The organism is Chryseobacterium sp. MYb328 (genome assembly GCF_037572595.1).
In the GTDB taxonomy this organism is placed as follows: Bacteria; Bacteroidota; Bacteroidia; order Flavobacteriales; family Weeksellaceae; genus Chryseobacterium; species Chryseobacterium pennae.
Genome location: NZ_JBBGZQ010000008.1, coordinates 21,611 through 43,174, shown reverse-complemented (window position 1 = coordinate 43,174; position 21,564 = coordinate 21,611). Strand labels below are relative to the sequence as shown.

Annotated in this window: 19 protein-coding genes and 3 tRNA genes; 14 read left to right on the top strand and 8 right to left on the bottom strand. The window is 35.2% G+C overall.

Translation table 11 applies throughout. The features are described from left to right. Positions 1-67: 67 nt before the first annotated feature. Complete coding sequence (locus WH267_RS10020) at positions 68-2,191, bottom strand: TonB-dependent receptor domain-containing protein (protein WP_123318903.1); 2,124 nt, start codon at positions 2,189-2,191, stop codon at positions 68-70. 11 nt (positions 2,192-2,202) lie between these two features. Then, the gene (locus tag WH267_RS10015; protein ID WP_340007881.1) at positions 2,203-3,411 is read right to left on the bottom strand and encodes a PepSY-associated TM helix domain-containing protein; all 1,209 of its coding nucleotides are present in this window, start codon (positions 3,409-3,411) and stop codon (positions 2,203-2,205) included. Between the two features lie 467 nt (positions 3,412-3,878). Here WH267_RS10015 and WH267_RS10010 point away from each other — a divergent pair, with 467 nt between their 5' ends. Beyond that, positions 3,879-4,460 (top strand): hypothetical protein, encoded by a 582-nt coding sequence (locus tag WH267_RS10010; RefSeq protein ID WP_340007879.1) that lies wholly within the window; start codon positions 3,879-3,881, stop codon positions 4,458-4,460. Positions 4,461-4,799: 339 nt separating this feature from the next. Here WH267_RS10010 and WH267_RS10005 read toward each other — a convergent pair whose 3' ends face one another. Beyond that, a complete protein-coding gene (locus tag WH267_RS10005) occupies positions 4,800-5,246 on the bottom strand; it encodes a GNAT family N-acetyltransferase (protein ID WP_115971631.1) in 447 nt (148 codons plus the stop codon). A gap of 195 nt (positions 5,247-5,441) precedes the next feature. On the opposite strand from WH267_RS10005, the gene WH267_RS10000 reads away from it, so the two are divergent. The 5 genes from WH267_RS10000 (at position 5,442) to WH267_RS09980 (ending at position 10,380) form a co-directional block, all read left to right on the top strand. Then, positions 5,442-6,155, top strand: coding sequence for a 2OG-Fe(II) oxygenase (locus WH267_RS10000; protein WP_340007876.1), 714 nt, complete (start codon positions 5,442-5,444; stop codon positions 6,153-6,155). A 148-nt stretch (positions 6,156-6,303) separates the two neighbouring features. Continuing rightward, positions 6,304-6,561, top strand: a complete 258-nt coding sequence (locus WH267_RS09995; protein ID WP_340007874.1) for an Ada metal-binding domain-containing protein — start codon at positions 6,304-6,306, stop codon at positions 6,559-6,561. 47 nt (positions 6,562-6,608) lie between these two features. Next, on the top strand, positions 6,609-7,415 hold the full coding sequence (locus WH267_RS09990; protein ID WP_340007872.1) for a class I SAM-dependent methyltransferase: 807 nt from the start codon (positions 6,609-6,611) through the stop codon (positions 7,413-7,415). Positions 7,416-8,340: 925 nt separating this feature from the next. Beyond that, positions 8,341-9,360, top strand: coding sequence for a terpene synthase family protein (locus tag WH267_RS09985; RefSeq protein WP_340007870.1), 1,020 nt, complete (start codon positions 8,341-8,343; stop codon positions 9,358-9,360). Between the two features lie 39 nt (positions 9,361-9,399). After that, on the top strand, positions 9,400-10,380 hold the full coding sequence (locus WH267_RS09980; RefSeq protein WP_340007869.1) for a terpene synthase family protein: 981 nt from the start codon (positions 9,400-9,402) through the stop codon (positions 10,378-10,380). Positions 10,381-10,459: 79 nt separating this feature from the next. Here the strand turns inward: WH267_RS09980 and WH267_RS09975 are convergent. The 3 genes from WH267_RS09975 to WH267_RS09965 form a co-directional block, all read right to left on the bottom strand. Continuing rightward, positions 10,460-10,532, bottom strand: a tRNA-Met gene (locus WH267_RS09975). Positions 10,533-10,570: 38 nt separating this feature from the next. Then, positions 10,571-10,643, bottom strand: a tRNA-Met gene (locus WH267_RS09970). A 771-nt stretch (positions 10,644-11,414) separates the two neighbouring features. Continuing rightward, positions 11,415-11,487: transfer RNA gene (locus tag WH267_RS09965), tRNA-Met, on the bottom strand. Between the two features lie 101 nt (positions 11,488-11,588). Here WH267_RS09965 and WH267_RS09960 point away from each other — a divergent pair. The 8 genes from WH267_RS09960 to WH267_RS09925 all read left to right on the top strand — a co-directional run bounded on the left by WH267_RS09960 (position 11,589) and on the right by WH267_RS09925 (position 19,643). Then, a complete protein-coding gene (locus WH267_RS09960; protein ID WP_115971624.1) occupies positions 11,589-12,200 on the top strand; it encodes an L-threonylcarbamoyladenylate synthase in 612 nt (203 codons plus the stop codon). A 101-nt stretch (positions 12,201-12,301) separates the two neighbouring features. Next, entirely contained in the window at positions 12,302-12,958 is a 657-nt protein-coding gene (locus WH267_RS09955) for a CPBP family intramembrane glutamic endopeptidase (protein WP_340007865.1), read from the top strand. A gap of 4 nt (positions 12,959-12,962) precedes the next feature. Beyond that, positions 12,963-13,721, top strand: coding sequence for a peroxide stress protein YaaA (gene yaaA / locus WH267_RS09950; RefSeq protein WP_340007863.1), 759 nt, complete (start codon positions 12,963-12,965; stop codon positions 13,719-13,721). After that, positions 13,722-15,566 (top strand): hypothetical protein, encoded by a 1,845-nt coding sequence (locus tag WH267_RS09945; RefSeq protein ID WP_340007861.1) that lies wholly within the window; start codon positions 13,722-13,724, stop codon positions 15,564-15,566. Between the two features lie 5 nt (positions 15,567-15,571). Then, positions 15,572-16,429, top strand: a complete 858-nt coding sequence (prmC, locus tag WH267_RS09940; RefSeq protein ID WP_340007859.1) for a peptide chain release factor N(5)-glutamine methyltransferase — start codon at positions 15,572-15,574, stop codon at positions 16,427-16,429. A 41-nt stretch (positions 16,430-16,470) separates the two neighbouring features. Further along, entirely contained in the window at positions 16,471-16,830 is a 360-nt protein-coding gene (locus tag WH267_RS09935; protein ID WP_340007857.1) for a DUF4180 domain-containing protein, read from the top strand. Positions 16,831-17,500: 670 nt separating this feature from the next. Continuing rightward, the gene (locus WH267_RS09930) at positions 17,501-18,076 is read left to right on the top strand and encodes a hypothetical protein (protein ID WP_340007855.1); all 576 of its coding nucleotides are present in this window, start codon (positions 17,501-17,503) and stop codon (positions 18,074-18,076) included. A 7-nt stretch (positions 18,077-18,083) separates the two neighbouring features. Next, positions 18,084-19,643 carry a hypothetical protein gene (locus tag WH267_RS09925; protein ID WP_340007853.1) on the top strand — a complete coding sequence of 520 codons (1,560 nt, stop codon included), beginning with the start codon at positions 18,084-18,086 and terminating at the stop codon, positions 19,641-19,643. Positions 19,644-19,765: 122 nt separating this feature from the next. Here the strand turns inward: WH267_RS09925 and WH267_RS09920 are convergent, their stop codons facing one another. Together WH267_RS09920 and WH267_RS09915 are read right to left on the bottom strand one after the other, a co-directional pair. Then, positions 19,766-20,740, bottom strand: a complete 975-nt coding sequence (locus WH267_RS09920) for an NAD-dependent epimerase/dehydratase family protein (RefSeq protein WP_340007851.1) — start codon at positions 20,738-20,740, stop codon at positions 19,766-19,768. Continuing rightward, on the bottom strand, positions 20,737-21,522 hold the full coding sequence (locus tag WH267_RS09915; protein WP_340007849.1) for an SDR family NAD(P)-dependent oxidoreductase: 786 nt from the start codon (positions 21,520-21,522) through the stop codon (positions 20,737-20,739). Before WH267_RS09915 ends, WH267_RS09920 begins: the two co-directional genes overlap by 4 nt. Positions 21,523-21,564: the final 42 nt, after the last annotated feature.

The window sequence follows — 21,564 nt, the reverse complement described above, 5'->3', positions numbered from 1 at the left end:
GGAAGCTAAAGAGATTGGTAGTTAAAGAGCCTTGTCAAGGTTTGAAACCTTGACAAGGCTTTGCATATTAAAGTTTGTAATTGAACGATAATGTTACTACCCGGCTATCCAGATTATATTTCTGTCGAATAGTAGAACTGAAGTTATCTCCTGTTACACGGTAATTATTTGTTTTTAACAAGTCAGTTACTGCAAATTTTACGGTTGCTTTATCTTTCAATAATGTTTTTGAAACTCCTAATGTCAGATCAAAGTAAGCATCACGGATAAACAAGCCAATGTTTGATTTCGAGAAATACTGTGCATTAGCTTCTGCTTTCAATCCTTTTGCAATATTAAAACTGTTTTGTGCATTAACCGTAAATGCAAGCTGTGAACTGTTCACCGAATAATTCTGATAATTGCCTTTATACTCATTGTTGAATATATTAAACATGGAAGTAAGCGACCAGAAGCTGAAAAGCTTTGTAGTAGCCGTTATATTGGCACCATACACATAAGATTTGTTCAGGTTGTCCTGGGTTTTAACCAAAATTCCAGTGTCCGGCTGATAATTATATACCTCTGTCATTACATCATTTGTTACACTAAAATAAGCAGATGCTATGATGTATTTCCCGAAGGTATAGCCCACTTCTGTTGCATGGGTAAACTCGGGATTCAGATTAGGATTTCCCTGCCAATAGTTGAACGGATCATCGTAAAAACGGAACGGATTCAGGTCGAAGTGGCTTGGTCTGTTGATTCTTTTACTGTATGAAGCATAGAATCCATGCTGATCATTCATCTGATATTTGATAGATGCACTGGGAAACAGGTTTGTATAATCTCTTTTCCGTTGTTCCTGAGACGTTTTCTGATTGATGTCTGTATGGGTCATTTCCGTTCTCAACCCCAGCTGGAAGGTCCACTTCGTAAGATTTAGCTTATAGTTGGCATACAGCGCATGAATCTGTTCTTTGTATACATATTCATTACTTGCTTTATCATCATTGATCCATTCTTCGCCCTGTTGTATAAAATATTCCGAAGGATTCTTATTTGACTTTACAGTAGACTTCAGCCCTGTTTCCAGACTATGCTTTTCACTAAAAGGAAGCGTAAAATCTACTTTAGCATTGAAAACCTTCAGACGGGAAGCAATACTCCCTCTCCTATTGTTAAACTTCTCTGTCCCCTGATTCACTAATGCATCCGAAAGCTGATTCTGACGGGAAGAGAAACGCGAAGTTTCGTATTCCAGATCTACATCTACTTTATAGTCTTTTTCGTTGAAAATGTGTGTCCCTTTTAGATTATAGGTATAATCGTACCAGTTTTCTTTACTTTGGTTATCAGAAAGCACATGAGCAAATAGATTATCTACAGGCTGAAATATCCTGTTTTCGCCCTTCGAGAAGTCTTCATACCGCCCTATTTTAGCATCGAATAAAGCGCCAATACTTGTTTTATCACTGAAAGCATAGTCTGCTCCTACTTTAAAATTGTTGGACGTTAAAGGCTCATTTGTTGTTGAGTTCTGATCCGTTCTTCTCGTCATCTGCTGTGGCTGCTTTTCATCAAAGAAAACCTGACTAAATTCCCGTCTTTCTTCCTCACCACGGAATGTGTAACTATAATCTCCGTGTAAAGACAGTTTCTTATGGGTATAGTTCAGACTTAATCCGGTATTTACCCTGTTTTTACGGCCTCTTCCGCCATTTATATAGTAGTTACCGCTAAGCCCTTCCAGTGAGCTCTTTTTAAGAACAATATTAATGATCCCTGCATTTCCGGCTGCATCATATTTGGAAGAAGGATTGGCAATAATTTCAATATTCTTTACCAATGTAGAATTGGTAGAACGTAACAAATTGGCCAGCTCCTTAGTTGACAGTGAACTCAGCTTACCGTTAATCATTACACTTACCCCTTTCTTACCGCGTAAGGATAGCTCACCTTCCTGCGAAACCACTACCCCCGGTGTTTTGCCCAGTACTTCCAATACAGTAGTTCCATCAGACAGTACACTGTTTTCAACATTAAAAATCATTTTATCAGCTTTCTGCTGAAAAACCGCTTTGTTACCTTTTACTACAATGCCACTAATCTCTGAAATTTTTTCCGTCTGCAGAGAGTCGTTCTGGCTTTCTGTTTGTCCGTAGCCATTCAGGCTCGCCATTAAAGGTAGCCATATATAGTGTTTCTTCATGAATAATGAGTTTAGGTTGTTGTTTTCTTTTTATTTTTCCTGCCCCACCAGATCATAAACCCGGTTACAGGCAATGAAGCACAGAATAAGCTCATGATAAAAGCTAATATTTTACCGGGCATTCCAAAGAAGGCTCCCACATGTAAATCATAGGTAGCATCTGTAGCTCTTTCAGCCATAACCTTGTCTTCATGTGGACGGTTAAATAACAGTTTTCCTGAATGTTCGTCAAAAATCATCATGGAAGACTCAGCATAAGTGAACTCTTTTTCCTTGATCCATATGCTCAGATTATCGTGTTTGTGATCTGCTTCTGTATGATCTTCCAGATCAACTCCAAAAGAATGAGCCGTTGGATAATGAATTTTTACCTGTTCTATAATTCGGTCTATGGTTGTTGCTGTTTCTACAGATTCCGGAGCTGTTGTTTTGTACTGGCTGAAATCCGCTGTCGCTGAGGAAAAACCATTAAGCAATACATATACCCACATTTGAGTAATACGGAACGAATACATAATCCCTGTAACAGCAACGATAAGGGCCAAGAAGGAAACGTAAAAACCAAGGATATTGTGCATATCATAGTTCTTTCGTCGCCAGCCTTTTACTTTCTCCCATTGGAACCACAGGCGTTGTTTTCGCATTTTTTTATTCTTCGGCCACCATAGGACAATCCCGGTAATCAGCATTACTACAAAGATAATTGTAGATACACCTACAATAGTACCCCCAACTTTGTCACTCAACAGTAAAGAGCGGTGCAATGCCATACAGATAAAGAAAGGATTATTTTTTACATCATATATTGCAATGATCTTTCCGGTATATTGGTTTACATAAACGTTTTTATAGACAATAATGCTGTTGAAATGATTCCAGCCTTCAGGATTACCTTTAATCAGTCCAAATTGATAGGAACGGGCAGGATCTACAGGAATGGTAACTTCATCTGCTTTTACAATTTCATTTTTTAATTGTGCATTAACCAGTTTTTTTAACTCTCGCAAAGGAATTGGCTTCTTATGCTGAATATCCTTCTCACCATGAAAGGTTTGTTCCTTACGCAATGCAGCAGTAATATCTTCATTGAAAACAAAAAATGCACCTGACAAAGAAACAATTAATACAATGATACCGGAAAGCAACCCGAGCCATAAATGAGCTTTCAGAATATATTTTTTAAAGGTACCCTTGGATTTTTTATTACCAGTCTGCTGCATTTTATGATTATTTAGTCTTATTAAAAATAATTAACCGCAAATATAATTTTATTTATAATAATTCTAAACAATAAAACACTTTATTTCGCCCCGAAAACCTGATTTTTATTAGTATTTATAAGAATTCATGTTAAAACAGAATGGAAAACAGCCTCCAAAGATCAGAAAATGTACAGTAAACAGTTAATTTATATTGGTTTAAATTACATCATTGAATATTTCTTCAATATTGAACCAGATTAAAAGTTCTCATATAAACTTTAACAATTTAAAACGCGAACAACCTTAATGAACATGAAATTTATTTATTATTAAGAAATTTTATAAAAAAATCATCTCAATAAACCATTGAAAACCATCATTTATACAATAATGAACAAATTACATTGTAGAATTGTTAAATTTTATTAAAATGAATTTGTTAAAACCGGGAAATTATATTTATTTTAGTGCCTTAAAAATTTCTCATGAAAAGATATAATTTATTGATTGTACTACTGCTGCTGATTTTTAACGTTACTACAGCTCAAAAGAAAAAATCTCCTGCTGCTGATCTTAGCATACTAAAGGATACTAAATCTAAAATTGAAGCTACAGTTCCATTGGTCATTCAACATCTTCAGGCCATTGCGACAAAAGAAGGTGACAATAATATTGTGATCAACGGAAAAACAGCACTGGGAAAAGAGTATGGCATCTTAGAATCTGAATGGTTTTTATACAGAAACAATATGAAAAACTGTATCATGAACAATTCTTCCAAGAAAGCTAAAAAATGTATGGAATATCATACGCAATACCTTAGAAATACATTCATCAATTACGCCAACTATATTTCTAATCTTACCAGAAAGAACGGATATTTAGGAGTAGAAGGAGATACAAAATTCGATTTCAAACCAGCTGAGATTGCAACCAAACTTAACGAAGCTTACTTCAATGCTAATGATGCTGCAGGAAGAATGAAAGCTGACCAAAAGAGAGAATTTCTGGGAACAACTATGAGTGATGATAATAAACTTACTCCTTACACTCAGTTAGCTCAATAATAGAAATCATACCTTAATAATATCAAAAGAGAACTGTAAAACAGTTCTCTTTTTTTGTAGAGCAAAAAATCCCCGCCAAAAAGCAGTTTTGTGGTACTAATCATAAAACTTGGGGAAAAAGTAGAAATAAGGCGGAGATAATTTGCATAAGCTCTAATAGAATCAACTGTCCTACCCTTGACCTATAAGAGCTGTACAAAAATAGGGCTATGCACCCTACCCGTAAAAGAATAACTGTAGAATTAAATGTTGGTAATTGTAGAAATAATACTACTCAATATTCCGTATAAATAACTAATAACAGAGGGAATCATCATTTCATGTTTATGTTGTTTTAATCTATTTCCACCAGTAGTAGTAATTATGCAGTCCGTCATATTCAAATCCGCAACGGGGATACAGGATATTGCCAATTTCATTTGTTTTTTCGGTTTCAAGCATCAGTCCACAGGCTCCTGTTTCCTCACACCATTGCTTACTGCGATCAATTAATGCCACAGAAAGCCCTTTTCCTCTATAATCAGGATGAACAAATAAGTCACTCAACAGCCATTGCTTTTGGAGTTTGGTATAATGAAATAATTTGTAAAGCTGTACAAAACCTACAGCTTTACCGTCTGCCCAGGCAAGGAAAATATCAGACTCACTGTTCAGAAATCTTTCCTTAAGAAATGCTTTCCCTTTTTCCAAATCTGATGCCTGTCTGTAAAAAATACGGTAAAGATTAAATAATTCGGCTGTTTCATTAAGGTCCTCAAGACTTGCTTTTTTAATTGTGTAATTCATTGTTATATGTATTTTATTAACATGGCAAAAGTATATCTAAACAGGACTGTATCTACCATCCAGATTTAAGTTAGAAAGATAGTCCAGAAAGTTTAAAATAAGATTTTTAACACTATTACAATAAGCGAAATATCGCATGTTCCGGATTTTATACCTGACCTCAAGTTCAGATCTTTGTTCTGTAAAAACAAAACAATGACAGATATACTTCAAAGAATTAAAGATATAGACTGGCAATCTGTTACAGAATCGATGCATCAGAATGGATATGCTGCTGTTCCCAATGTATTATCAGATGATGAATGCAATACACTGGCTTCCGGTTATGCTCAGACTGAACTATATCGTAAGACTGTTGTAATGGCCAGACACCGTTTTGGACTGGGTGAATATAAATATTTTAATTATCCATTGCCCGAATTAATTCAGAATTTACGTACCTATATCTATCCGCATCTCGCTCCTATTGCCAACACTTGGTTTAAAGCCTTGAATATCCCTACCTATTTTCCTGTGGAGCACAAGGTTTTTTTACAGCAATGCCATTCCAATGCCCAGCAAAAGGCTACTGTTTTGATTCTTAAATATGGTGAAGGAGGTTTTAATACTTTACATCAGGACTTATATGGTGATCTTTACTTTCCCATTCAGGTTGTATTAATGCTGAGCGAACCTGACCATGATTTTACAGGGGGAGAATTTGTCCTAACCCAGCAAATTCCGAGAGCACAGTCTAAAGCGATTGTTTTAAAGCCTAAAAAAGGAGACATTCTTATTTTCACCACGAATTTCAAGCCTGAAAAAGGAACAAAAGGATATTACAGAGTTAATATGAAACATGGCGTGAGTGAAGTGAAAACGGGAAAACGTTATGCACTGGGGATTATTTTTCATGACGCAGAGAAGTGACCGGATAAAAAATGGGCAGATAGAGAAACTTTTAAACCACAAAGTAATAATTACCCTTAATTGTAAATGTATTAAAATAATAAAAAGATGTTATAATCCACGGCTTCAAGAACTCCCCTCTTTAAGCCTCTAACTTTCTTACTAAAATATGATACTACATCCCCAATTCTCTGCTTCTGAACTGAGAAGCAAAATCAGAAAACAGGAAATCCGTCTAGGTGGAAATAAAAAACTGAAAATCTACGGTTTGTTAAGTTGTGCTTCAGGAAAAAGAATGAAAAGAGAAAACAGAATTTTCTTTACGAATGAAGAGGAAGCCTGGCAAAATGGATTCCGGCCTTGTGGTCATTGCATGAAAGAAAAGTATCAACAATGGAAATACCAACAACTACATCATTTAAAATAAATATTTTGTGTAATTTAGGCTCTTCTCTTTTAATAAACTAATACAAAATGAACCCAGAGAATAATTATATAGAAATCAACAAAAATTCCTGGAATAACAGAACCGAAACCCATTTAAATTCTGAATTCTATGATCTTGATAGTTTTTTGAATGGAAAAAGCTCATTAAATGATATTGAACTTAACCTGTTGGGTGATCTGCAGGGAAAATCAATTCTACATTTACAATGCCATTTCGGACAGGATTCCATATCACTAAGCAGATTAGGTGCAGAAGTTACAGGAGTGGATCTATCGGATAAAGCAATTGAAAGCGCCCGGAAACTGGCAAGTGATGTACATACAAATACTACTTTTGTTTGTAGTGACATCTATGATCTGCCTAACCATTTGGATAAACAGTTTGACATTGTTTTTACCAGCTATGGAACCATTGGATGGTTACCGGACTTGGATCAATGGGCAAAAGTGATTACCCACTTTTTAAAACCTAACGGAAAATTTGTGTTTGTTGAGTTCCATCCTGTAGTCTGGATGTTTGATGATAACTTTGAAACGGTAGGGTACCGATATTTTAATTCCGGAGCAATTGTAGAAACGGAAAACGGAACGTATGCAGACAGAGAGGCAGATATTACCCAAACTTATGTGATGTGGAATCATGGATTAAGTGAAGTCATAAACAGTCTGATCAAAAACGGACTTGAGATCAACAACCTTGATGAATTTGACTATTCCCCTTACAATTGTTTCAATAAAACAGTTGAATTTGAACCTAAAAAGTATAGGATAGAACATTTGGAAGATAAAATCCCTATGGTTTATTCGGTAATGGCTACAAAGAAAGGTCATTAATATCTTCTGATTTTTAGAGTCCTATAAAGATCTCATTAGAATTTTTAGAGCCAGAAACAAATGCCACGGATTCACGAATAACATCATTATCGTATTCGTGGCAATTATAAAATGTCAAAGATTGAGTTCATCTCTTTAAAAGAATCTGTGTAGTCAACAAAATCTATGAGCTTTTAAAGTCTGAAAACGCAAAAAGCCCAAAAGCCTTATTACATTCATTCTTTTTAAAGCACAGAAGAATCCAAGATTCTCCACATGAAAACATAGTTACAATTATCTTTTCATTACAATATTCTATACCCCTATGCGGTTAAACTAATTATTTTTACCCATAACTAGGTATAATTTTTAACATAAATAGAATTATTCGTGCATTCGTAGCAGCTAAATATTCTTCCGGATATCTGCATAATCTACGAGAATATCTCCGATAAAATCATCGTGTCTTACAAGCAGTGGCTATTCAAAGAATTCTTAGCATCCTATCATTTTCCAAGATCGTTCAAAATGTACTAGTCAATAATAAAGTATAAAACCGTTCATAAGTTTCATAATTTAAATAAAGTTTAGAATTATATAAATAAAACTAACATTCTATGATTTACCACATTACATATAAACAAAAAGGGTAAAAAAAGGGTGAAAAAAAATTCTTCATAAGTGGAAATAAGCCTAAAAAAGTAAAAATATATTCCTCTTTTTACTTCGTGAACTTATCCAGTTTAATTGAGATCAAAAGTGAAATAAAAAAAAAATTATTCTGTATTGAAGAGCATTTTAAATTATTTCACAAATTAGTTATATATGAAATAAATAAAATAATATTAATCATATAATCATTTATTATTGAATAATTTAAAACAATATACTTGTTTTTGAAAAAAAATAATATATTTACTTCAATACCAAATCAAAAACATTAGTCATGAACCATGAAAATTTCAGCACACTTGAGCTGCTTCGTAAGCAGTTTAGGTACCCATTCCCTACATTAAAAAACCCTAACGCAGAACAACTGCAAGAGATTACTGAGAGCCAATGGATCGATGGAGAATACTTATGGCTTTATGCGCAGAATCCTGATCTCCGCAAAAAGTACAAAAAGACTAAAACCGCCCATATTGCTGCTCAATGGTTTCCAACTGCATCACCTGAAAGATTCAAACCTATCTGCAGGTTAATGCTATGGACGCTATACAATGACGATCTTTATGAGGAGAGCGATCCCAATGAAATAGGATATGTACACGCCCAATCAGTTGCCATATTAAATGGTGAGATAACCGCCGAAGAATCAGGAATACCTTTAGGAGCTATGCTTGCTTCCCTTAGAGAAGAATTACTGCAATTTATTCCAAAAGAATCGCTATCTCGTTTTACACAAATGATCAGCAGATATTTTAATGGACTTGAAACCGAGCTTAAGTACAAAAAAAATAAGATGTATCCCTCTGTGAAAGAATGCATTACTTTACGAGAAGACTCTATATGCCTCTACCCTTTCCTACAGCTGACAGAAGTGGAAACGGGTGTTGTTCTTCCTCCTGAAATACATGAACATCCGGTGATTCAGCGTCTGCAGGCATTAGCCTGTCATTTGGTTACTTTTTTCAACGAAGTACAGTCGGTAATAAAAGATGAAGCTACAGACAGTATCTATTACAATATTGTAAAAGTAATTCAACACCAAAACCAGATGTCCCTGAAAGAGGCCTGTCTTGAAGACCTTCGCCTCCACAATGAAGACTTAAAAGAATTTTTAGAACTGCAAGCCTCTCTTCCGGATTTCGGGATATGGCATGATGCGGTTGTCAATTGGGTACATTATATGAGTATGGTCCTTAGCGGATGGAAGAACATTTCTACCAAGCTGGATCGTTATAACCAGGCTGAATTTCCAAGTGCTGTTGAATTAAAAGAAAAGCTCAACCAAAAACAATCTTAATAAAAAAGAATACATAATCACTTATTAAATATTTAAATCATGAAACAAGAAGATGTTCCCGTTTTACAATACCCTTGGCCATATGAAATTGGCCCTTTCTCACAATCATTTTACGAAGAACAGAACAACTGGATTGATACCGATTATCAGTTTATGTCTGAAGCTACAAGAAAAAAATATAAAAAACATGGCTTAGTAGAAGCAGCATCCTATATGTTTCCAGCTGCCAGCACTAAGGAACAACTTAAACCCATAGCAAGATTTATGGTATGGCTCACATTATATGATGATTATTATGAAGTGTGTCCAGTTAATAAGCTTTCCGACATCAGAAATCATATTATGGACATCATGATGGGCGCAAAACCCAAAGCAGATGATATTGGACTTATGAGACAAGTAGCCTTAAGCAGACAAGAATTTCTTCCTTATGCTAATGACGATTGGTTCGAACGTTGGACAAAAAATTTTTATGATTATACAACCTATGGAATTATGGAAGAAACACCATATAAGCTAAAAAAGGAATTTCCTACTTTAAACAACCTTTTGCTTATCCGTGAATACTCAATTTCCATGTATCCTTATGGAGACCCGGTTGAGCCCTCTATGCATTATATTGTTCCAAACTCTATATCTGAACATCCGGTAATCAAGCGATTGAAAATGTTGATGTGTCGTATCATGGCCATTCAGAATGATTTCGCTTCAATAGAAAAAGAATTGGCAGTAGATACAGAAGTTCTCAATATTATACTTGTCATAAAAAATCAATACAAAGTTTCAACAGAAGAAGCTATTACTGAAGCTATACATATCCATGATTCATATATAAATGAGTTTGTAGAATTACAAAACAACTTACCTGATTTTGGTATGGAACAAAAAAATATAGAACGTTTTGTGCATTATATGGCCTTAATGATCTCCGGACTAGGTGCATGGTACCACAAGGGAAGCTCTACCCGATACAAAACTCCCGGTGAATTCCCAAAACCTGAATATGGAATTTCAATATAATCATACCTGAAATATAATTCAAATAAATTTTATCAATAAAAAAGCGATGCAACTTTTTGTTGCATCGCTTTTGGTTTAGTAGCGGGAACCGGACTCGAACCGATGACCTTCGGGTTATGAGCCCGACGAGCTACCTACTGCTCCATCCCGCGGTGTATTTTTAGAGTGCTTACCGAAAGCACTTGCTTAGTAGCGGGAACCGGACTCGAACCGATGACCTTCGGGTTATGAGCCCGACGAGCTACCTACTGCTCCATCCCGCGATATTGGATTGCAAATGTACGACTTTTTTCGTAAACTAAAAATATTCACCCTCTTTTCGTCTCTAAATCCTTTTAGTAGCCGGATAATCAGTGAGAAAAATTTTGTCTGAAACCAGCCTTTTCTCTTTATACTTTCCCCATTTTAGACTTTAAAACTCATTCTTCTAACATTAAATCTATCAAGTAATGATTACAAAATATTCATTAACCTAGATAAAACTATTTCGAGATGATCAGATTTGAACAATAAATCTTACCATGAAAAATATAGCACTTATACTTACTCTTTCATTTTTCCTTTTTTCATGTAAAAAAATAAGGATAAGTATGATCTACCAGATACAAAAACTCATATTGCAAAAGTCACAGATACAACATCAATAAATGGCGTATTATTGGAGCTAATGGAAAAGCAGAGTTAAGGGTTAATTCAAAAACCTATACATTATCTGGAAATATAAAAATAAGTCCACCTTGTTATTTTCTAAGAGATGGAAATAAGAAATCAGAGAGCTTTTCTTATCCGGACATTAAAGTAGATCATACTTTAATTATTCTGGGAAATATAGAGAAGCAGGATAAGCCTAAAATTTGTGGCAAAGGCTTACAGGGAATTCTCTTTAAAAAGGACAGTATTATTATCACCTCTAAAACATTACAGCATTCTTTTGCATGTGCTGATACAGGAACAGATGAAAAAAACTTCTGGGGATTTGCTCATGATTAAACAATAAAAAAAGAGAAGCAATATGTATTACTTCTCTCATTGAGTAGCGGGAACCGGACTCGAACCGATGACCTTCGGGTTATGAGCCCGACGAGCTACCTACTGCTCCATCCCGCGATATTAGATTGCAAAGGTACGATTTTTTTTAAAAAATCCTAATTTTTCTTTTAAATAAAGGACTTTTATGAAAACTATTTTATTATTTGTATCTTTGTTTTATGGCAAAGATATTAAAAATTTATCCCGACAATCCACAGGAAAACCTTGTGAATGAAGTCATTAAAACATTAAATAATGGCGGATTGATTATCTATCCTTCAGATACGATTTATGCGCTTGGCTGTAATATTTTTGATATAAAAGCCATGGAAAAGTTAGCCCAACTGAAAAAACTGAAACTTGAAAAGTCAAAATTCTCAATCATCTGTAATGATCTGAGTCATCTTTCCGATTTTACAAGACCTATTGACACTTCGGTTTTCAGGTTTCTGAAAAGTCACCTTCCGGGACCATTTACTTTTATTCTTGAAGCTAACAAAAGTTTACCTTTAGCCTATAAAGGCCACAAAACAATTGGTATCCGTGTTCCGGACCATCCGATTCCGCAGCTTATTGTTGAAAAACTGGGACACCCTATTGCTTCCACCTCCATCAAAGATGATGATGAGATTATTGAATATTCTACAGATCCTGAGCTGATCGCTGAAAAATATGATCATCTGGTGGATATTGTTATTGATTCAGGGTATGGAGATAATGTGGCTTCAACTATTGTAGACCTTACTTCCGGGGAACCTGAAATTATCCGTCAGGGGAAAGGAATTATTTAGTTCGAGATTTTTGACGTTTAAGATTCTGATTAGTATAAGAGCAGTTGATAGGTTGTATGGGGCTTAATGGAAAATATTCTGTAGGAATTCTGCTCACATTTATGCTTCTAGGCATAGTGATGCTGTATGTTTTTCCTGTTATCAGTATGGTTACAGGAGTAAGAAGCATTACGGGAGATACTTTTTTTATCAGCAGGCTTGCTATCTGGGCCGTTTTCCTAGTTATACTTCTGTACAGTCATTATATTGAGAAAGAGTCTTTTTTAGTTCAGAAAGAGAAAAAATATTCCGTTTCGTTCAGTATAAAAGCTGTAATCTGCTTATATCTGTTCTGTGTTTTTGGAGGAGCTGTGATCAATCTGTTGATCCAGAACTTCATCCATAAAGAAGAGAGTAGTAAAATTCTGCAATTCGCTTCAATTTTTAAGAATAATTATTTTTTAATTATTTTTACATGCTTTACAGCAGGTACTGTTGAAGAGCTTCTGATGCGAGGCTATATACAACCCAGGATTGAGAAAATATATAATAGTCCATATGCCGGAATTTTAGTTTCTGCTGCTTTATTCGGAATTCTGCACAGCACTTACGGAACCATTGGTCAGGTTATAATACCTTTCTTTATTGGGATTATTTTTGCTTTGTTTTATAAAAAATATTCAAATATTAAAATTCTGATTGCCTGTCATTTTATGATCGATCTGATCTCACTGATGGCCATGAATTTTATTGATTTTAAACATTTATCTGTATTTTAACATTATGAAAATTGTAACATCACCTGCCAAATTAATGAACGTAGAAAATTCAACGGACCTGTTGAAATCCACGACTCCTAAATTCATTGAAGACGCAGCTTTTATACAAACTTATTTAAAAGAAAAATCACCAAAATATCTTTCCGAACTCATGGAAATCTCACCAAAACTGGCTGATGAAAACTGGGAAAGAAATCAAAAATGGAAGTCTAAACCTACAGCTAAAGAGTCTGCCCCTGCCATGTTTGCCTTTACCGGTGAAGTATACAGAGGCTTGGATGCTAAAACTCTCGACAAAGATGCAGTAGACTATCTGCAGAAAAATTACAGAATGCTTTCCGGGCTTTATGGTCTTTTGAAGCCTTCTGATAAGGTAATGCTGTATAGGCTTGAAATGGGACGTCATTTTGAATTCGACCAGTACAAAAACCTGTATGAATTCTGGAGAGAAAAGATCACAGAACAGCTGAATACTGAAATGAAAAAAGGTGAAATTCTGCTTCATCTGGCCAGTAATGAATACGGAAAAGTAATCGACAGAAAAAAACTGAACCATCAAGTGGTTGATTTTGATTTTTATGAACTGAAAGACGGTAAACTGAAAACCATTGTAGTGTATACAAAACATGCAAGAGGTCTTGTAGTAAGATTCTGTGCAGAAACCAAGGCTCAGACCCTTGATGATGTAAAAGCTTTCAACTATGAAGGATACAGAATTAGCGAAGAGAAATCTACCGATACCAAACTGGTCTTCACTAGATAAATGAACACTGCAGAGGTCCGAAATATAGCTGTTCCAAAGGTTTTGAAACTTGTTTTCTCAATAAGTTTTATGGTCAGCTATGCCCAGGAAAAAAATGCATCCATAAATGGATCTCTTGACAATCACACTTTTAACAGTGCGTATAGTGATTCGGTAAACTTTGCGACCACAAATATTTTTTCTGTTATAAAGTTTAAAAAGGCTGAACAAAAAAACAGCAGTTCCATCAATCGTGACGGACTTTATTACAATCAGGAATCTTATACAGAGTATCTTCGGGATGGCCGGAAACTGTATCAAAAATATAATTACGATACGAATGCTGTTGTAGAAAAATTTCATTATAAAAATAACCTTCTCGTTCTTAAAGAATCTGTTGAGAATAAAAACAGATCCCGGTATAACTGGCTTTTTTACAATAAAGAGAATAACCTTCAGGAAGAAATTGAGTATAAAAAAGATGACAGCCAATCGTTTATTTATGAAGGATATACACAGTACAGCTATTCTTCAGAAGCAAAAAAAACAACGGTTAAAATCCTTGATTACGGTTATGATTCTATAGCAGATCCCGAAAAGGAATATATTTTTGAATTTCCTTTTCTCACCAAAAAAACACCTTTGTACCAGTCTAAAATTCATCGTTATCAATGGATGAACGGAACCTATAAGCCTATTGACACTAAAGATTATATCATTGAAAACCGGGATGTAGCTTTCCGTTATGATAAAAGCGGCTATCTGCTTTCAGAAACATGGTTTGCCAATCATCATTCTCTGGAAAATAAGACGGAATATTATTATTCTAAAGATTATCTGGAGCGTACTGAGCAGCAATATCATATGCTAGGAACAGAAAAATCGACAAAGACCACCCGAAGATATGATGATCACAATAATCTTGTTTTTGAGCAGAGTACAGAATATACGGGACATCTTCAATATGCAGAATCTTTCGAATATGTTTATGATGAACAGGGAAACTGGATCTCAAAAAAACATTACAGGCAAGATCCTGATGAAGGAGCCAACAGTAAAAAGAAACTTATTGATTATGAATATCGTGAAATAAAATATTATGACCCGAATTCTGAACCAAAAAGTTTTTCTCTCCCTGAATTTCCGAAAGCTGCGGAGGATATCAGGATCAAAATTCCAAAGATATCCAACGAAAAACAGAGTCAGATAAATGCCTTTCAAGAGGCTGTGAAAAGTGGAAATTTCGATACTGAAATTACCCTGAAAAAAGCAAAAACTCTTGAAGAATTTACTCCAAAATTCTGGAATTTAAAAGACCAGAATTTTGGAAATTTAGATAACAGCCCTGAAGATGAAGCGGTTTGTATTTATGAAACCCCAATAGAAGGAGATCTAGGCTTCGCTCAAAGTCTTGCTATTTATAAAAAAGAGGGAGAAAACTGGGTATTATGGCATCAGTCAACCAACCCTATTCTTTCTACTGAGCACGGCGGAATGATGGGAAATCCTTATGAAGGTATCAGTATTAAAAATAAAACTATTATCGTTAATCATTTTGGGGGAAGCCGGCAGAAATGGCATTACACCCATAGATACAGATTCCAGAACAATGCCTGGTACCTGATTGGAGCTTCCGTTAATTTCGGTTCACCATGTGATTATTTCCAGTCGTTGGATTATAATATATCTACAGGGGATGCAATATTTGATTATTATTCTGAAACCTGCAGTAAAAACAATGCGGTACAAACCAAAAGCTGGAAAGAAAAAATCAATAAAAAAATACCTTCTCCTTTAATGGATGAATTTCAGGTAGGCGAGAATAGAATTGAATTAAAAAGTAAGAAAACAGAAATGTTTTATTAAATACCATGACATTAGCAGAACTTAAAAAAAGTTTTTCAACATATCTTTCAGAAACTTATACAGAATCGGAAAATGCATTTATCTTTCAGATTTTTGCAGAACATCTCTTAGGATTAAATGCAATTCAGCAACGCCAGTCAGCAGATCAGGAAATATCTTCAGAGAATGAAGAAAAATTCGGTCATATTATTTCAGAATTAAAAACAGGAAAGCCTTATTTGCAGATTTTAGGGGAAACGGAATTTTACGGAATGAAATTCTTTGTAGATGAAAATGTACTGATTCCCCGCCCAGAAACAGAAGAATTGCTTGAAATAGCAATACGGGAGATTAAAAAGTATCAAAACTTACCATCTGCAGCCCATGTTGTAAAGATTCTGGATATCGGAACCGGAAGCGGCATAATTCCTTTGGTTTTAAAAAAGCATTTCCCTGAAACTGAAGTATCTTCAATGGATTTTTCTGAAAAAGCCCTGGAAACAGCAAAGCGGAATGCAGCCTATCATCAGCTGGATGTTACATTCATTCATGCAGATTATCTGAATATTCAGCTGACTGAAGAATATGATATTATAATTTCAAACCCTCCCTATATAGGTATTGAAGAAGAAACTGAGATTGCTGATTCGGTGAAAGGTTTTGAACCTGTAATGGCCCTGTTCTCTCCCACTTCTGATGCCCTGATCTTTTACAGAAAGATTGCTGAGGATGCAAAAGAGCATCTGAAAAATAATGGTCTCCTGTTTCTGGAGATCAATCAAAAGCTGGGACCTGAAACCCTGGAATTATATAAAGACTTCTCTGATACACAGTTATTAAAAGACTTATCAGAAAATGACAGGTTCATTTATGGAAGAAAATAGTAATTTTATACCATAAAACATAACCATACATCACAGAAATCATGGTCATCAAGCCACACAATATCGGAAACATCCAAATTGCAGAAGTAACTTCAGACCAGATGATCATTCAGTCTGCAGAAGACGGATTGGATCTTATGGGAAACATTTACTATCAGGGATTTGATAAAGTAATTATTTACGAAAAGGACATCACTCCAGATTTTTTTGACCTGAAAACCAAAATTGCAGGAGAAATTCTACAAAAATTCTCCAATTACCGGATCGCATTGGCTATTGTTGGGGATTTTAGTAAGTATGAAAGCAAAAGTCTGCAAGATTTTATCTTTGAAAGTAATAAGACCCAGCACATCAACTTTGTTTCAAAACTTGAAGAAGCTTTTGAAAATTTTTCAAAATAACAAAAATTAGGAAAAACACTTATTAATAGGAATAAAAAGCTCTTATTTTCACCGAAAACCCTGTTAAACAATTAATTGAGTAATAACACTTCTATTACACTATAAGATTCCCTGTAAGACTACTTACGGGGTTTGTTTTCACCCCATCCATTGAAAATCAATCAATTCCCTAAACCAAGCTGTACAAAAATAATCTATAAAAATTGTTTTATACGTAAAATTAATAACTAAAAATTAAATTCTAATTTAAAAATTAAACAAAAGAAAATTTAATCACCATAAAATAGGCAAATAAAATGAATTATTTATATATTTGCACTAAACACAAAGGGATTATGAATTATACTTTTTTAGTAGCCATTAAACATATCACGGCTATTTAACTCATCTTATTTTTGAATTCTCTTTGCAGAATAGAAGATCATCCTCAGCTATGAGGTATGTATTTACTATGTCTGTTATTGATCTTATTGGAAGAAGTTTCCATATACTGGTTTATTCAATGAAGTATCAATCCAACAGGATTGTGATACATATTTTTCTGCTATAGCCGAAACTATCTAAAAAGTCTAATACCATTGTCTTTTACAAAAACACAACCATAAAAACACATTTAAAGAGAGTATTAACGCTAAAAACAAACAAATTAACGTATCATAAATACACTTACATGAAAAATTATTTCGTATCAATTATTTTATTTTTAATGAGTTCATTTGCTTATGCACAGATTGGGATTAACATATCCAATCCGGATGCAAGCGCAGCCTTAGATATTTCCAGTCAAAATAAAGGAATGCTGATTCCAAGGCTTACGACAGCTAAAAGGGATGCAATCCCCAATCCTGCCAATTCTCTTCTTATCTATGACACTGATAAAAAGTGCTTAAGTCAAAATATCGGAACTCCTTCCAGCCCAGATTGGCTATGCATAAGTGGGAATGCTGTAAAAATGTTTTATATGCCTAGCGTATCTTTTGATACTGCTCAAAATGCTACTGCTCAAACCAAAGATTTATATACCTTATATAAGAATCAATTTGGTACTCCAAAAGCAAAAAGCACAAGTGCTCCTGCTTCTATTCCATTCTTCCCGTCAAGTAAAGATCTTTATTATTATGTAACGGATGCTGACCCTAATGTATTCAGAAATATTTCTATTTCTGATTCCGGAGTTATGACATATGATGTGAGAGCTGCGGCTACAGACTGTTCATTTATTAATATTGTTTTTGTTGTAAAATAATGGAGTTATGAACAGAAATAATTTAATCTTACATTTTCAAAAAATTCTGTTTATTGCGTCCTTGTTTATTTTTTCACAACACATTACAGCTCAAAATCAACAAGGCACAGGCTATCCTTATTTTGTTAATTTCACCCAGGGGCTACAACCTCAGGAAGCCTATAAGGTAGCAACAAGCGGAGTTCAAAATGATGCAACTTTTACTACGGAAGGGCTAAGGCTAACCCGGAATGTGACTAATATATCCGGTGGCGTTATCCTTGCGGACAAAAAATTTACCAGTGATCAGGGAATTAAATTCGAATTTGAATATGTTATCTATGGTGGAAATTCCAACGGAGGTGACGGAATCTCCATATTTTTGGTAGATGGATCCATTCCCAAAGATCAGCTTAATCTCGGCTATTTTGGTGGAGGATTAGGCTATACTTTTGTGATGAGAAATCCAAGACAAGGAGGAAATCTGGAAGGTTTGAGAGGCGCATATCTGGGAATTGGTCTCGATGAATTCGGAAACTTTAAAACCAGATTTCGTCAAGGGGACAGAACCAGAAACGGACTTACCGATGTATCTATAGCTGATGGCCGGAATAATGTAACTTTAAGAGGCAAACGTGGGAATCAGTATCTTTCATCTTCTGAACCTGCCGGATACAATGGCTATCCGCTCCTTTACAGTACGGCAACCAACGCTTCTCCTTCAAGCAGCAACCGTTCAGTATCCCTAAATACTCAGACCGGAAAGCATATTGCTATTAAAAACTCAACTTTTAGCCAGTTTACTATGGAAAACGGGGGAAATTCAATTCCCCAGAATGATTCTGATGCCAGATTCCGTAAGGTATATGTCACTCTAATTCCTAATCCTGCAGGAGGCTATAATATTACGTTAGAGATTCAGCATGGCAACGTCAAGGAAAAGGTTATTGACAGCTACTATTATCCTACATCTTTAAAATATACAGAGAATGCGATGCAAAACAATCAGGTAAGAACGCTGGATACTTCACCTCCTTCCACTTTCAGAATTGGATTTGCGGCTTCTACCGGTGATGCCAAAAATATACATTTGCTAAAAAATCTGGGAGTTACCAAGCCTTATGCCGCTGAAGTTACCGATGATCTGTTTGCAGGATGTCCGGGAATAAAGTCTACCTATTCACCCCTGCTGAACGATGCAGCTTATACTTCAAGAACGGGTCAAAATCCACCTGTTGCTTCTTATGATAATATTGACTTCAATTCATTCCGGTTTTTAGATATCAATGGTGCCGTTATTCCTAATATAAACGGAGGTATCTATACCAATAACGAAGGAACATGGACCTATTATCCGGCAACCGGAAAATTAGCATTTAAACCGGCTAACGGATTTACCGGAGTAGCCAAAATAAGATATGACATCAAAGGCGGTGGAAGGAATGGCTCTGAAGTCCCCTATAATCAGGAAGACTATCGATCCATGCCAGGATTAATACAAGTTAATATTTCCAATACTAACAATTGTAGTAAAGCTTGTGTCATTTCCAATAAGAATGTCACTCAAAAAATACAAATCAATCCATAGCAGACAATACCCTAAAATTTAAAAACCGACTTTTGTCGGTTTTTTTATATTTATGGATGAATAGTTTGAAACCTATGGCATCATCACAAAAGATATACTCAGTAGGAATAGGCTGTATGAAATCAACTCTTCATTTCTTTAGATTTAAAATAGTCAACAGCATCTTCTATCGCTTTATCTATCGGCTGATATTGAATTTCCAGATCTTTTACTGATTTTTGATTGGAATAATAATTCTTGATTTGCAAAGCTTTCATATTGTAAGTGCTTAGCGCTGTGCTCACATTAAACATCCGCAACCTATCTCCTATCCATCCTAAAATAGATAAAATGATATTAGGAATAGGGATCATCATGGGTTTTTGCTCCGTTATTCTATTGATCTTTCTAAAAAAATCTTTATAGCTCAGGTTTTCATTCGCTAAAAGATATCTTTCCTTATTTTTTCCCTTTTCAATAGCTAAAATAACCCCATCGGCTGCATCTTCAGCGTGCACAAAATTCTTACCTCCTTTCGGATAAAAAATCAACTTCTTTTTCCAGGCCCAGAAAATTAATTTCCCTGAACTTGGTTTTACATCATAAGCTCCGATCATGAAAGCAGGATTCAGAATGACAACTTCTGTATTTCTACGATTCTCTAAAATATAATTTTCAGCATTTAATTTACTTTGAGCATAGAAAGAATCTGTAAAAGGGTATTTCTGATTTTCATCTTCACTTCCCGGCTTTTCCTTGCTTCCATATCCGATTGTATTGGCTGAACTTACAAACAGGAACCTCTGTACGCCACAGGTTTCCGCCTGAGAGAAGAGATTTATAGTAATATCATAGTTTATTTTTTTATAATTTTCGTAACGGATCAGGTTCTGATTCGTTTCTGCAGCGATGTGAATGATGCAGTCAACATCTTTAAGGAACGAGGAAAGATCAGATGAAAGTTCTCCTTCAACCAGTTTCAGGTTTTCAGTTTTTTCACCCAGATATTTGCTTTTCTGGCGCACCAGAGCAATAACAGAATAACCATTTTGTAATAATTTAATGATAACATTGGTTCCCAGAAGCCCGGTAGCTCCGGTTACAAAAACTTTTTTCATGCTTCAATCTCTCTTTTAATCGCCTGGGTCATCAGGGGGAGTTTTATCCAAATCGGAAGAATCTTCATCATCAGCCAGCTGATTGGGTTGACCATAATTACGGAGTCTTTTTTTAATAGCTGCTGAATGCACCTGGCTGCTACTTTATCCGGATTTAAAAGCGTCAGCCTGCCAAAGAAACCTTGTTTTTCTATTCTTTTACAGACATCAGCATTGGTTTTCATAGCACCGGGATTCACTACACTTACAAAAACATTGGTATCTTTTAGTTCTTCATGCAATCCTCTGGAAAAGGAATGGATAAAACTTTTGGAGGCAGGATATACTGTTTTAAAGCCTATCGGAGAAAATGCGGCCATGCTTGAAACATTCAGAATATAGGCATTGGGCTGCTTCAATAGATTAGGAAGCAGCTGATGGGTAATAAGGGATGTTGCCGTTACATTCACCTGCAAAATGGTATTGATATACTCAGAAGTTGCTTCGGTAAACTTTCTGGTACCGCCAAATCCAGCATTATTGATCAGAATATGAATATTAAAAGATGAATTAAGCCATTCTGTAAGCTTCATTACATTTTCATTGACAGACAGGTCCACTTCGTAATAATAAGCCTTTATAGAGTACTTTTCTTCAAGAGTAAGGGCAAGTTCCTTTAAATTCTGATTGGGTAGGCTCACCAGAATGACATTGATCTTTTTCCTGGCCAGATGTTCTGCAAAAGCTTTTCCCAATCCCTGACTTGCTCCTGTAACCACAGCGTATGATTCTTTGGTATCCATAAGATTAAATTTTATGATACAAAACTATCACAGAAGTGGTCT

What these genes read in the sequence shown, in the direction of transcription:
- WH267_RS10020 (WP_123318903.1), bottom strand. Translation starts at nt 2,191, where the DNA reads ATGAAGAAACACTATATATGGCTACCTTTAATGGCGAGCCTGAATGGC.
- WH267_RS10015 (WP_340007881.1), bottom strand. Translation starts at nt 3,411, where the DNA reads ATGCAGCAGACTGGTAATAAAAAATCCAAGGGTACCTTTAAAAAATAT.
- WH267_RS10010 (WP_340007879.1), top strand. Translation starts at nt 3,879, where the DNA reads ATGAAAAGATATAATTTATTGATTGTACTACTGCTGCTGATTTTTAAC.
- WH267_RS10005 (WP_115971631.1), bottom strand. Translation starts at nt 5,246, where the DNA reads ATGAATTACACAATTAAAAAAGCAAGTCTTGAGGACCTTAATGAAACA.
- WH267_RS10000 (WP_340007876.1), top strand. Translation starts at nt 5,442, where the DNA reads ATGACAGATATACTTCAAAGAATTAAAGATATAGACTGGCAATCTGTT.
- WH267_RS09995 (WP_340007874.1), top strand. Translation starts at nt 6,304, where the DNA reads ATGATACTACATCCCCAATTCTCTGCTTCTGAACTGAGAAGCAAAATC.
- WH267_RS09990 (WP_340007872.1), top strand. Translation starts at nt 6,609, where the DNA reads ATGAACCCAGAGAATAATTATATAGAAATCAACAAAAATTCCTGGAAT.
- WH267_RS09985 (WP_340007870.1), top strand. Translation starts at nt 8,341, where the DNA reads ATGAACCATGAAAATTTCAGCACACTTGAGCTGCTTCGTAAGCAGTTT.
- WH267_RS09980 (WP_340007869.1), top strand. Translation starts at nt 9,400, where the DNA reads ATGAAACAAGAAGATGTTCCCGTTTTACAATACCCTTGGCCATATGAA.
- WH267_RS09960 (WP_115971624.1), top strand. Translation starts at nt 11,589, where the DNA reads ATGGCAAAGATATTAAAAATTTATCCCGACAATCCACAGGAAAACCTT.
- WH267_RS09955 (WP_340007865.1), top strand. Translation starts at nt 12,302, where the DNA reads ATGCTTCTAGGCATAGTGATGCTGTATGTTTTTCCTGTTATCAGTATG.
- yaaA (WP_340007863.1), top strand. Translation starts at nt 12,963, where the DNA reads ATGAAAATTGTAACATCACCTGCCAAATTAATGAACGTAGAAAATTCA.
- WH267_RS09945 (WP_340007861.1), top strand. Translation starts at nt 13,722, where the DNA reads ATGAACACTGCAGAGGTCCGAAATATAGCTGTTCCAAAGGTTTTGAAA.
- prmC (WP_340007859.1), top strand. Translation starts at nt 15,572, where the DNA reads ATGACATTAGCAGAACTTAAAAAAAGTTTTTCAACATATCTTTCAGAA.
- WH267_RS09935 (WP_340007857.1), top strand. Translation starts at nt 16,471, where the DNA reads ATGGTCATCAAGCCACACAATATCGGAAACATCCAAATTGCAGAAGTA.
- WH267_RS09930 (WP_340007855.1), top strand. Translation starts at nt 17,501, where the DNA reads ATGAAAAATTATTTCGTATCAATTATTTTATTTTTAATGAGTTCATTT.
- WH267_RS09925 (WP_340007853.1), top strand. Translation starts at nt 18,084, where the DNA reads ATGAACAGAAATAATTTAATCTTACATTTTCAAAAAATTCTGTTTATT.
- WH267_RS09920 (WP_340007851.1), bottom strand. Translation starts at nt 20,740, where the DNA reads ATGAAAAAAGTTTTTGTAACCGGAGCTACCGGGCTTCTGGGAACCAAT.
- WH267_RS09915 (WP_340007849.1), bottom strand. Translation starts at nt 21,522, where the DNA reads ATGGATACCAAAGAATCATACGCTGTGGTTACAGGAGCAAGTCAGGGA.